General features: G+C 71.2%; 12 protein-coding genes. All 12 read right to left on the reverse strand.

The genetic code is table 11. The annotated features are described in order from the left end of the window. Nucleotides 1–8 precede the first annotated feature (8 nt). Nucleotides 9–791: a type II secretion system protein, XpsN-like gene (locus OK345_RS03020; protein WP_265126428.1), complete on the reverse strand. Its 783-nt coding sequence runs from the start codon at nucleotides 789–791 to the stop codon at nucleotides 9–11. After that, on the reverse strand, nucleotides 781–1,401 hold the full coding sequence (gene gspM, locus OK345_RS03025; protein ID WP_265126429.1) for a type II secretion system protein GspM: 621 nt from the start codon (nucleotides 1,399–1,401) through the stop codon (nucleotides 781–783). Before gspM ends, OK345_RS03020 begins: the two co-directional genes overlap by 11 nt. Then, nucleotides 1,376–2,512: a PilN domain-containing protein gene (locus tag OK345_RS03030; protein WP_265126430.1), complete on the reverse strand. Its 1,137-nt coding sequence runs from the start codon at nucleotides 2,510–2,512 to the stop codon at nucleotides 1,376–1,378. Before OK345_RS03030 ends, gspM begins: the two co-directional genes overlap by 26 nt. Continuing rightward, complete coding sequence (locus tag OK345_RS03035; RefSeq protein ID WP_265126431.1) at nucleotides 2,509–3,372, reverse strand: type II secretion system minor pseudopilin; 864 nt, start codon at nucleotides 3,370–3,372, stop codon at nucleotides 2,509–2,511. The genes OK345_RS03030 and OK345_RS03035 overlap by 4 nt, the downstream gene beginning before the upstream one ends. Continuing rightward, complete coding sequence (locus tag OK345_RS03040) at nucleotides 3,369–4,064, reverse strand: type II secretion system protein J (RefSeq protein ID WP_265126432.1); 696 nt, start codon at nucleotides 4,062–4,064, stop codon at nucleotides 3,369–3,371. Before OK345_RS03040 ends, OK345_RS03035 begins: the two co-directional genes overlap by 4 nt. After that, nucleotides 4,013–4,417, reverse strand: coding sequence for a type II secretion system protein XpsI (xpsI, locus tag OK345_RS03045; protein WP_265126433.1), 405 nt, complete (start codon nucleotides 4,415–4,417; stop codon nucleotides 4,013–4,015). The genes OK345_RS03040 and xpsI overlap by 52 nt, the downstream gene beginning before the upstream one ends. Further along, nucleotides 4,414–4,899 (reverse strand): type II secretion system protein XpsH, encoded by a 486-nt coding sequence (gene xpsH / locus OK345_RS03050; RefSeq protein ID WP_265126608.1) that lies wholly within the window; start codon nucleotides 4,897–4,899, stop codon nucleotides 4,414–4,416. The genes xpsI and xpsH overlap by 4 nt, the downstream gene beginning before the upstream one ends. 54 nt (nucleotides 4,900–4,953) lie before the next feature. Then, complete coding sequence (gene gspG / locus OK345_RS03055; protein WP_265126434.1) at nucleotides 4,954–5,388, reverse strand: type II secretion system major pseudopilin GspG; 435 nt, start codon at nucleotides 5,386–5,388, stop codon at nucleotides 4,954–4,956. A 157-nt stretch (nucleotides 5,389–5,545) separates the two neighbouring features. After that, on the reverse strand, nucleotides 5,546–6,766 hold the full coding sequence (gene xpsF, locus OK345_RS03060; protein WP_265126435.1) for a type II secretion system protein XpsF: 1,221 nt from the start codon (nucleotides 6,764–6,766) through the stop codon (nucleotides 5,546–5,548). 25 nt (nucleotides 6,767–6,791) lie between these two features. Beyond that, a complete protein-coding gene (locus OK345_RS03065) occupies nucleotides 6,792–7,151 on the reverse strand; it encodes a GIY-YIG nuclease family protein (protein ID WP_425510945.1) in 360 nt (119 codons plus the stop codon). A 64-nt stretch (nucleotides 7,152–7,215) separates the two neighbouring features. After that, nucleotides 7,216–8,943 carry a type II secretion system ATPase GspE gene (gene gspE, locus OK345_RS03070; protein ID WP_265126437.1) on the reverse strand — a complete coding sequence of 576 codons (1,728 nt, stop codon included), beginning with the start codon at nucleotides 8,941–8,943 and terminating at the stop codon, nucleotides 7,216–7,218. A 131-nt stretch (nucleotides 8,944–9,074) separates the two neighbouring features. Further along, nucleotides 9,075–10,943: a S8 family peptidase gene (locus tag OK345_RS03075; protein WP_265126438.1), complete on the reverse strand. Its 1,869-nt coding sequence runs from the start codon at nucleotides 10,941–10,943 to the stop codon at nucleotides 9,075–9,077. Nucleotides 10,944–11,042: the final 99 nt, after the last annotated feature.

Below are 11,042 nucleotides of genomic sequence, written 5' to 3' on the forward strand. Positions count from 1 at the left end.
CGTTCACTCTACTGGTTCTGGCCGGAGGGACTGCCGTTCGGGTTCTGGTTCTGCTGTTGCTGCTGTTGCTGCAATTGCCGGCGCCGCGCCTGGATGCGCTCGCGGATCGCCTGCATCTGTTCCTGGGTCGGGGACGGTGCCGCGGTGGCGGGCTGCCCGGCGGCGGGCTGCCCGGCCTCGGGCGGCGCCGGCAAGGGCGGCGGCGCGACCGGCGACGGTTCCGCGCCCTGCCCGGCCGCCGCGGTGGCCGACGCCGCGTTCGGCGGCGGCTGGCCGTTGTCCGCCAGCACCGTCGGTGCGGTACCGCCCTGGCCGTTGAACACCTGCAATTCCAGGGTCTGGGTGCCGCCGGGACCGCTGACGGTGGCGTTGCGCGGCTGCAGCGCCACCAGCTGCCAGCCGGACACCGCGGGGCCGCCCAGCCGCAGGCGGATCGATTGCCCCTGCTCGGTGGTCAGCGTGGCCATGTCCAGCCCCGGCGTCATCAGCACGCCGGTCAGGCGCACCCCGGAGGTCGTGTTCTGCGGATTGCCGCCGAGGAAGAACGGCCGCGGCTGCCGGTCTTCGGCGAACAGCGGGCGCGCCGCGATTTCGCCGTACTCGGCCATTCCCTGCAGGCGTTCGGCCGCCGGCTGCGGCAATGCCGGCAGCCGGCCGCCCAGGCCGGGGTCGGCCGGCAGCGGTTCGATCCGCGTGCCCAGGCCGAACCACGTGGCCACCCACAACGCCAGCGCCCACAGTGCGCAGCCGCCCAGCCACCAGGTGCGCAGCCCCGCCGGTTCAATCCGCATCGGCCACCTCCGTGGCGGTGGCGACCGCGCCCGGCTGCAGGTAGCCGGCCAGTTCGAAGGCCACGTCCAGGCCGTTGCCGCTTTCGTTGGGCGAGAGCTGGAAGCGCTGCGCCATCACGTTGAGGTTGCGCACGAACAACCGCGGACTGCCGCTTTCCAACGCGTGCAGCACCGCGGCCAGTTCCGGGGTGCCGCAGCGCAGCCGCACCTGCACCGCCACGCGGGTGAAACGCTCGCTGTTGTCGGCCGGCAGCGGCGAGCGGTTGCTGATCGCGCAGCTGCGGTTCTCCGGGCTGGCTTCCAGCACCGCCTGCTCCAGCCGCTGCACCAGCGCCGAGGACGCCAGTTCGGCCGAGGCCTGCGGCAGGAAGCCCGGCCGCGCGGCCAGCTCCTGGCGCGCCTGCTGCAGCCGTTCGGCCACCTGCGGCGCCTGCTGCAGCTGCGTGCGCACGCGCAGCTCGCGCTCGCGCAGGGTCTCGATCTCGGCATCCACCGCCATCAGCGGCCGCGTCCACCACGGGTGCACCAGCAGCAGGTAGCCCAGCCCCAGCGCCGCCAGCAACAGCGCCAGCGCCAGCCAGCGGTCACGGCGAGCGGGCTGCGGCGCCATCGGCGGCCTCCTTGCGCGGTGCGGGCGCCGATTGCAGCTCGGCGGTCAGGGTGAAGCGGTCGCGGCGGCTGCCGTCGTCGGCCTGCAGCACGCCGGTCAGCGCCGGCGTCCGCCACAGTGCCGAGCCTTCCAGCCGCGCCACCAGCGACGAGGCGCTGTTGCTCATGCCGATCAGCTGCAACTGGTTGCCCTCCATCGAGAATTTTTCCAGCCAGGTGCCGTCGGGCAGGCGCTGGGTGAGTTCGTTCCAGACCTCCACCGCAGTCGGCCGCGCGGCACGCTGGCGGTCGAAGAACTCGGCCCCGTCCACCAGGTCCTGCAGTTGCTGCCGTTGCGCCGACACCGCGCGCGCGCGTTGCGCGGCCGCGTCCACCTGCGCGCGCAGGCCCTCGGCCGCCTGCCGCCGGTTGTCGAGCAGCTGCCACGCCGCCGCCACCAGCGCCAGCACCGCCACCACCGCCAGCAACCGGTTCCAGCGCTGCATCGGGTCGCGGCGCTGCTGGCGCCGCTCCGGCGGCAGCAGGTTCACGTCCAGCGGGGTGCCGTCGCCCCCGGCGACGTCCACGCCCGCCAGCGAGGCCATCCAGTCGCCGGCCTGCTGTTCCAGCGCTTCCAGCGCCGGCCGCGGCACCACCACCAGCTCGACCTCCAGCTGGCCGTCTTCGCGCCGCGAGGGCGTGCGCGTGTCGAAATGGACCTGGTCGGCGCCGAACGGGGTCTGCCGGTCGATCTCGAACCCGACCACGTCGCGCAGGCGCTCGGCCGCCGCCGCCGGCAGGCGCAGGCCGCGCCGCAGCACCGCCGTCTCCGGCAACAGCCAATGGCGCGGCATCGCCGCCAGCCGCGGTCCCAGCAACGGCTCGACCTCCTGCGGCGGCTGCGGCCATGGCAGTTCCGCCAGGATTTCGCGCTGCCCGGCCAGCTCGCGCTGGATCCGCAACTGCCCGGCCTCGTGCGAGAACAGCAGCCGCGCGCGCGACCAGCCCAACTGCAGCTGCCAGCGCGGCGGCAGCCAGGACAGCAGCGAACGCCGCCACCACGCCCAGAAGCCACCCGCGCCCGGCGCGATGCGCATTCCGATCCTTCCCAGACTGTCGCGCCACGCCGTCATCTCGTCGCCGTTCCCTGTTCCCAACGCAATACCGTGTAGGCCGCGCCCGGCACCCCCGAAGGGCCGCTGCGCACGATCGCCCGCAATACCGTCTCGCGCTCGCCCGAAAGCTGCGCCCGGCTCTCGATACTATAGGTGCCGGTGCCGGAGATGCGCGGCGCCGGTACATCGCCCGGCGTCGTTCCGGCGTCACCGGCCTCGCGCTGCGCCATCGCCGCGGCCGCATCCACGCCCAGCGCGGTCAGCACTTCGGCCGGCGCGAAACGCGGATCGGGCCGCGAGCGGTTGCCGTACACGGTGACCAGCGGCAGCAGCCGCGCATACAGCTCGGCATCCATGCCCAGGATCCGCTGCAGTTCGCCGACGCTCTCGAAACGCGCGTCCTTGGCCCCGTACGGCAGGCCGGCCGCGGCGTAGTCCGCGTCCTCGGCACCGCCCACCGGCTGCCGCAGGTCGTCGCGGTCGCGCCAGTCCAGGATCGCCCCGGCCAGTTGCTGCGCGCGCGACGGCTCCACCTCCAGCGCCGCCAGCAAGGCCGCCAGCAGCGCGGCATCGGCATGGTTCAGGTCGACCTTGCCGCTCTCGTCGACGATCCGCAGGTCGATGCGGGTATCGTCGAACTGCCAGCGGTAGCGGCGGCCGTCGGCCTGCCAACCCGGCTGCAGCGGCGAACCCTGCAGGCGCGACAGCGCGTATTCCACGCCGGCGCGCGCGCGCTCCTGTCCGGCCGCGGTCTCGCCGAGCACGCGCCCCTGCAGGTGCTCGACCCGCGCGGTCAGCGCGAACGCGCCGACCAGCGCGGTGAGCAGCGCCACCAGCCACAGCACCAGCACCAGCGCCGCGCCGCGCGTCGCGTTCATGGCGCCACCCCGGCGTTGCCGTATTGCGGCAGCGCCACCAGCAGCGGCGGCCACGCGCTTCCCTGCGCCGGCTCGACCTCGATGGACACCAGCACCGGCAGCCGCTCGTGCGCCTCCCATTGCTCCTGCCAGTCGCCCAGCGTGCCGGTCTGCGGTTCCACCCCGCGATAACGGATGCGTACCGACTGCAGGCCGTCGGCCAGCGCTTCCGGCGGCCGCGGCGGCTGCTCGGCGATCTGCTCGCCGTCCTGCACCAGCGTCAGCGACAGCTCCAGCCGCAGCGCGCCGGGCGCGCCGACGACCGCCAGGTCGTGCAGGTACGGCCCGCCGCGGCCGAGGTAGTCCGGCACGTCGGCGACGAAGCGCATCCGCCGCGGCTCGCCGGCGAAGCGCTGCGGCAGGCCGCTTTCCTCGTCCTGCGCCATCGCCACCGGCAGCGCCGAGGACAGCCGCCGGCGCAGGAAGCCCTCGACCGCGCGCAGCCGCTCGCTCTGCGCGGCCAGCGCTTCGCCGCGCGCGCTCACCGCCATCGCCGAGCGCACCGTGGCGAAAGCCAGCGCCAGCCCGCCGGCCAGCAGCAACGTCGCCAGCAGCACTTCGATCAGGGTGAAGCCGGCATCGCGGCGGCGGAAGACAGCGCTCACTGCATCGGCTCCACGACCGACGGCGGCAACAGCCGCAAGGTGCGCCATTGCAACTGCGGCGCCGCCGCTTCTCCCCAGCGCACCTGCAGGGTCAGCTGCAGCAGCGCGGGCTGGCCCGCCCCCGGCGCGGCATGCGCATCGGCATACGGCTCGGCCTCCAGCACCCAGCGGTAGCGCCCCTGTTCCCAGTCGCCTTCGCGGCGGCCGGGCGCCAGCGGCTCCTCGATCCCGACCGCGGCCAGCAGCGATTGCGCGTGCAACGCCGCGCGCCCGTAGTCGTCGGCCTGGCGCACCTGCCGCGCGGCGCCGGACAGGCTGCCCAGCAGCAGCGTCAACGCCAGCGCCAGCAGCGCGAACGCCACGATCACCTCGATCAGCGAATAGCCGCGCTGCCGCTTCATCGCCGCGCGCCCTCCGGCGCCGGCGCCGCCTTCACCTCGCCGGTGATCCAGCCCACGTCGATGCGCCACGCCGCGTCGCGCACGCCCAGTTCGATCCGGCCGCCACTGGAGGCGCCGTCCTCGAAGAAACGGATGGCGCCGATCCCGGCCTGCGACTGCACTTCGCGGGCGCCGGTGAAGCGCACCGACAGCTGCTCCGGCAACTGCCCGCGGCGCCCGTTCGGCGCTTCCCAGCGGCGCGTGCGCGGGTCCAGGGTGAAGCGTTGCGGCACCCCGCTGGCGATGGCCTGGGTGCGGGTGTAGCGCAGCTGCGAGGCGATTTCCTTGGCGGCGCCGCGCAGGCGCATGCCGTCGATGCCGCCGCTCATCGCCATCGCCGCCACCAGCCCCACCACCGCGATCAGCGCCACCACCAGCAGCATCTCCAGCAGCGACACCCCGGCCATGCGCGCGCGCGCGCCGCGACGCCGCGCAGGCGGCATCGGCAGCAGGGCGCGATGCGTGCGGAATCCGCTGATGGGCATGCCGCCTGGCCGTCACTCGTAGCGGATATCGGCGTCGTAGCTGCTGCCGCCGGCGCGGCCGTCCTTGCCCAGGCTGATCAGCTCGAACGGCTGGCCCTCGCCGGGCACCCGGTATTCGATGACGTGGCCCCACGGATCGTTGAGTTCGGCCGGCTTGGCGTACGGCCCCAGCCAATTGTTGACGCCACCGGGCTGGGTGACCAGGTCGTCCAGCTTGGTCGGCAGCTTGCCGGTGTCGAGCTGGTAGTTTTCCACCTTGCCGGCCAGGGTCTGGATCTGCGAGCGGGCCAGGTTGGCCTTGCCGCGGTCGGCCCCGCCCAGCACCCGGCTGCCGACCAGGGTCAGCACCGCGCCGATCAGCACGATGACGATGATGATTTCCAGCAGGCTCATGCCGGCCTGGCGGCGGCGGTTGGAGAAGCGGGTCAGGGAACGCTTGTTTGCCATTGCGGGTTTCCTTTCGACGATATTCGTTTCGACGATGTTCCGTTGTTGCATGTTCTTCCGGCGTCGCGATGGGCTCGTCCGGTGCCGTATCGCCGCGGGGCGGCGCGAACACCGTCCGCCCCCGCCCGGGCGCTCGATGGTGCGTGCATCCGGCATCTCATCCGATCGCACTGGTCAGGTCGTACAGCGGCACCAGCACCGCGACGATCACCACGCCCACCACCGAGGCCAGCAGCAGCGTGATCACCGGCACCAGCGCCGACAGCAGGCGGTCGATGGCACGCGCGCTTTCCTGCTCGAAGGTGTCGGCGGTCTTGAGCAGCATCGCGTCCAGCGCCCCGGACTCCTCGCCCACCTGGATCATCTGCAGCGCCAGCCGCGGGAAGCGCTTGCCGCGCGCCAGCGCCACCGACAGGCCATGCCCGTTCTTGACCTCGTCGGCGGCGGCCGCCACGTCGGCCGTCAGCGCCCGGTTCGACAGCACGTTGCGGGCGATGCCCAGCGCGCCCAGCAACGGCACGCCGTTGCGCAGCAGGGTGCCGAGGGTACGCGCCAGGCGCGCGGTTTCCAGTTTCGCCACCAGCGGCCCCAGCAGCTTGCGCTGCAGCAGCCAGCCATCGAACGCCAGGCGGAAGGCGGGATCGCGGCGCTTGCGCTCGGCCCACAGCAGCAACAGCGCCGGCACCGCCAGCAGCACGAACCACCAGTCGCGCACCAGCAGCCCCGCGCCGAGCACCAGCTGCGTGAACCAGGGCAGCGCCACGTCCAGGCTCTCGTACATCTGCGCGAACTGCGGCACCACGTAGCCCAGCAGGAACAGCAGCGCCAGGCCGACCACCAGCAGCAGGATCGCCGGATAGATCAACGCGTTCACCACCCGCCCCTTGAGTTCGCGGCTGCGCTCCAGGTAGTCGGCCAGCCGCTGCAGGGTTTCGTGCAGGCTGCCGCCGGCCTCGCCGGCCCGCACCATGTTCACGTACAGCCGCGAGAACAGGCCGTGCTGCCGCTCCAGCGCCACCGACAGCGGCGCGCCGCCACGCACGGTGTCACGGACGTCGGCGATCACCCGGCGCGACTTCGCGTCCTCCGGCAGTTCGAGCAGGATCGACAGGGCGCGGTCCAGCGGCTGCCCCGCGCCGAGCAGGGTCGCCAACTGCTGGGTGAACTGCACCAGCGCCGCACCGTCGAACGGACGACTGCGCAGCAGCTGCCGCAGCGCACCGGTATCGATGCCGGCCTCGCCGGCGGGCCGCGCCTCCATCGGCAGGTGCCCCTGCTCCTGCAGCCGCGCGATCACCTCGGCGTCGCTGCCGGCCTCCATCTGGCCGTCGAGCACTTCGCCGTGGCTGTTCAGGGCTTTGTAGCGGTAAAGGGGCATGACTCGTCGTGATCGTTCGTGATCGTCATTCCCGCGGAAGCGGGAATCCATGGACCTTGCTCTTCGGCATCTGGCCGATGACGTCAGGCCACAAATCCCTCCATGAAGGGTTGCTTTCGTCGATCAGCCGCATCTTCCATGCTCGCCTCCACTTCTTGATCTGCTTTTCCCGCAGGATCGCCGATTCCATGGTGTCGTGCATTTCGTACCAGACCAGGCCCGTGACGGAATACTTGCGGGTGAATCCATCCACGGCGTGTTCCCTGTGCTGCCAGATCCTGCCGACGAGGTTGCAGGTAACGCCGGCATAAAGCGTTCCAGTGCGTTTGCTGGCCAAGACGTATACGCATGGTTGTCTGTCCATTTGTTCTTCCCTGAGTCTCATGAACGTCCATGGATTCCCGCTTTCGCGGGAATGACGGTTCTGAAAGCACATTGCGATACGACGGTCATGCCTCTTCGGTCACCCGCAGCACTTCCTCGATGGTCGTCTGCCCACTCAATGCCTTGACCAGCCCGTCCTCGTACATGGTGCGCATGCCGGCGGCGCGGGCGATCTGCTCGATCTCGCCCATGCCGGCGCGGCGCATCACCGCGCGCCGCAGTTCGTCGTTCATCACCAGGAATTCCATGATCGTGGTGCGACCCAGGTAGCCGGTCGGGGCGATCTCCGAGGGCTGCGGCCGGTACAGGAAGATCTCGCCCTCGGGTTGCAGCCGGCGCAGGCCGAACTTCTCGATCTCCTCCGGCGAAGCCGGGTACTTCTGCGCATGCCGTGGCTCCAGCCGCCGCACCAGGCGCTGGGCGAGGATGCCGTTGATGGTGGACGTGAGCAGGTAGTCCTCCACGCCCATGTCGAGCAGGCGGGTGATGCCGCCGGCGGCGTTGTTGGTATGCAGCGTGGACAGCACCAAGTGGCCGGTGAGCGCGGACTGGATGGCGATGCGCGCGGTCTCCAGGTCGCGCATCTCGCCGATCATGATGATGTCCGGGTCCTGGCGCACGATGCTGCGCAGCGCGTTGGCGAAGTCCAGGCCGATCTGCGGCTTGGCCTGGATCTGGTTGATGCCCTCGATCTGGTACTCGACCGGATCCTCGACGGTGATGATCTTGACGTCGGCGGTGTTGAGCTGGCTCAGCGCGGTGTACAGCGTGGTGGTCTTGCCCGAGCCGGTGGGGCCGGTGACCAGCAGGATGCCGTGCGGCTGCTCCAGCACCTTGCGGAACTGCGGCAGGAAGGCGTCGGTGAAGCCGAGCCGGTGGAAGTCGAACACCACGGTCTCGCGGTCGAGCAGGCGCATCACCACGCTCTCGCCGTGCGCGGTCGGCACCGTGCTCACGCGCAGGTCCAGTTCCTTGCCCTGCACCCGCAGCATGATGCGGCCGTCCTGCGGCAGGCGGCGCTCGGCGATGTTGAGCCGGGCCATGATCTTGATGCGGCTGATCACCGCTGCGGTCAGGTTGGCCGGCGGGCTTTCGCCCTCGATCAGCACGCCGTCGACCCGGTAGCGCACCTTCAGCCGGTTCTCGAACGGCTCGATGTGGATGTCGGAAGCGCGCAGCTCGACCGCCCGCTGGATCACCAGGTTCACCAGCCGGATCACCGGCGCCTCGGACGCCAGGTCGCGCAGGTGCTCGATGTCGTCCACCGCGCCGCTCTCGCCGTCGGCGGTCTCGACGATCGCGCCCATCGCGCTGCGGCCCTGGCCGAACCAGCGCTCGATCAGGTCGTCGATCTCGGAACGCACGCCGACGTGCGCACGCACGCTGCAGCCGGTGGCCAGTTGCACCGCCTGCTGCACGTAGCCCTCGTGCGGGTCGGCCAGCCACAGGTCGATGGCGCCGTCTTCCACTGCCAGCGGGCAGGCATGGAACTGCTTGAGGAAGCGCAGCGACAGTGGCGGCGCGTCGGCCAGCGCCGGCGGCGGTGCCGACGGCAATTGACGCCCGTCGAGCAGCGGCAACGCCAGCACCTGCGCGCTGGTTTCGGCATGGTCGCGCTCGGACACCAGGCCCAGCCGCGCCAGCAGCGCCAGCAGGCTGCCGCCGGATTCGCGCTGCAGCTGGCGCGCGCGCGCCAGGTCGGTTTCCTTCAGCCGTCCCCGGCCCAGCAGCGCATCGACGATGCGCGCCTCGGCGTCGGGCGTGGCGATGGCGTCGTGGGCAACCGCGTTCACGCATACCTCCTGTAATCCTTCGCGACTTTAGCAGTTCGCGCCGCCACTTCGCGCGGCAGGTTCCGTGACGCAGGATGGAAAAGAGGAACCCCGGCCGGAGCCGGGGTTCGTGGTACCGCAGACAGCAACGCTTACTGGCGCGCGACCAGGCTCACCCCGCTGTAGGCCGAATCGCCCACCAGCTTGATGTAGTACGTGCCGGCCACCGGCGCGGTGAAGCGCACCGTCTCGCTGTTGCCCGGACGCGCGGACTTGGCGTCGTGGTCGTCGACGGTGGGCTCGTCGCCCAGGCTGACGTACAGCGAGACGTTGCCGGTGCCGCCATAGGTGAGGATGCTCAGCACCGCGCCGGCTTCGGCCTCGAAGCTGTACAGCACCTCGCTGCCGGCCGCACCGGACAGGCCGGACACCACCACCTTGTTGGTCAGCGGGATCGCAGTCGGGCCGCACTCTTCCACTTCCGGATCGCACGGTTCCTCCAGCGCCTTGTCCAGCGCCGCCTTGGCGTCGACGATGCCGGTGCCGATCGGGGTGCTGCCTGGGATGGCCACCGGGAACGGCCGCGCGGTCTGCTTCAGCAGGTCCTCCAGCTCGCCCGGCGACAGGGTGTCGCGGCCGGCGGCGGCCAGGGCGCCCTGCACCAGCGCGCCCACCGCCGCCACGTGCGGCGAGGCCATCGAGGTGCCGCCCATGCCGACGTAGGAGTAATCGCCGGAGGTCGGGGTGGTCGCGCCGCTGTACCAGGCCTGCCAGACGTAACCGCCCGGGTTGCCGTCCACACCGCCGCCGCCGCCCGGAGCGGACAGGTCGACCACCGCGCCGTAGTTGGAGTACGAGGCGATACCGCCGGTGATGCGGGTGGCGCCCACGGATATGACGTTGTCGCAGCTGGCCGGACGGTAGTTGGCGGCATTGGCCGCGCTGTTGCCGGCGGCCACCACCACGGTGGTGCCGCGCGACACCGCACCGTTGATCGCGTCCTGGTAGACGGTGCCGCAGGCGCCGCTGCCGCCCAGGCTCATGTTGATGATCTCGGCCGGGTTGGGGTTGGCCGGGATGCCGGCCACGGTGCCGCCGGAGGCCCAGATGATGGCGTCGGCGATGTCGGAAAGGTAGCCGCCGCACTTGCCGAGCACGCGCACCGGCAGCACCTGCGACTTGTAGGCGACGCCGGCCATGCCGATGCCGTTGTTGGTGGCCTCGGCGATGGTGCCGGCCACGTGGGTACCGTGCCAGGAGCTGTCGTCGGCCACCGAGCCGGCATAGCACTCGTTGTTGTTCTCGACCCAGTCGCCGTAGTCCAGCGCGCCCGGCACGCGGTCGTCGGTGGGACGGCGCGAGGTTTCGGCGTCGGAGATGAAGTCGTAGCCTTCCAGCAGGTTGCCGGCGAAGTCCGGATGCTCGGGCAGGATGCCGGTATCCAGCACCGCCACCACCACGCCCTCGCCCTGGGCGATGTCCCAGGCGGCCGGCGCGTTGATGCCGCCGACGGCGTTGTGCAGGTGCCACTGGTAGGTCTGGTAGTACTGGTCGTTGGGCACCAGCTGCGGCTGCTCCAGCCGCACCGGCAGGTCGGCGCGCTGCAGCTTCACGTCGACTTCGGCGTACTGCACCGACGGGTCGGCCGCGATCTCGGCCACTACCTTGTCCAGTTCGGCGCGGCTGAGCCTGGCGTCGAGCCGGATCAGGTCGGCGCCCACACCGAGCGTGCGCACGTGCTCGGCGCGGATCGCCGCGGCACGGGTCTTGGTCGCGCCGAGGCTGGCACGCGAGACCGCCGACTGCACCGCCGACAGCTTTGCCGACTGGTCGCGCGCGGCGGCGCTGCCTTCACGGTACTTGACCAGGATGCGACTGGAGCCCTGGACCCCGGCCGGCGCCGCCTGCGACGGCTCCTTGACCTGCAGCTGCGGTGCGGCGTGGGCGGCGGTAGCGCCCAGCGACATGGTCAGCACCGCGGCGGCGATGGCGTTGATGCGAAGGTTCTGCTTGTTGATCACGTTGACGTCCTCTTCAAGTTCATGGATCAGGCGACAGTTCAGGCCGAAAACACTCCATGCGAAATCCGTTGGCCGGCCCAGCCAAGGTTCCTGCGGTCT

The sequence above is a fragment of the Xanthomonas chitinilytica genome (assembly GCF_026107455.2).
GTDB lineage: Bacteria > Pseudomonadota > Gammaproteobacteria > Xanthomonadales > Xanthomonadaceae > Stenotrophomonas > Stenotrophomonas chitinilytica.

Bases quoted from the DNA above. Each gene is read 5' to 3' on its own strand.
- xpsH (WP_265126608.1), bottom strand. From the start codon at position 4,899: ATGCCGCCTGCGCGGCGTCGCGGCGCGCGCGCGCGCATGGCCGGGGTG.
- xpsF (WP_265126435.1), bottom strand. From the start codon at position 6,766: ATGCCCCTTTACCGCTACAAAGCCCTGAACAGCCACGGCGAAGTGCTC.
- OK345_RS03035 (WP_265126431.1), bottom strand. From the start codon at position 3,372: ATGAACGCGACGCGCGGCGCGGCGCTGGTGCTGGTGCTGTGGCTGGTG.
- OK345_RS03065 (WP_425510945.1), bottom strand. From the start codon at position 7,151: ATGAGACTCAGGGAAGAACAAATGGACAGACAACCATGCGTATACGTC.
- OK345_RS03040 (WP_265126432.1), bottom strand. From the start codon at position 4,064: ATGGCGCACCTTGCGGCTGTTGCCGCCGTCGGTCGTGGAGCCGATGCA.
- OK345_RS03020 (WP_265126428.1), bottom strand. From the start codon at position 791: ATGCGGATTGAACCGGCGGGGCTGCGCACCTGGTGGCTGGGCGGCTGC.
- xpsI (WP_265126433.1), bottom strand. From the start codon at position 4,417: ATGAAGCGGCAGCGCGGCTATTCGCTGATCGAGGTGATCGTGGCGTTC.
- OK345_RS03030 (WP_265126430.1), bottom strand. From the start codon at position 2,512: ATGACGGCGTGGCGCGACAGTCTGGGAAGGATCGGAATGCGCATCGCG.
- gspG (WP_265126434.1), bottom strand. From the start codon at position 5,388: ATGGCAAACAAGCGTTCCCTGACCCGCTTCTCCAACCGCCGCCGCCAG.
- gspM (WP_265126429.1), bottom strand. From the start codon at position 1,401: ATGGCGCCGCAGCCCGCTCGCCGTGACCGCTGGCTGGCGCTGGCGCTG.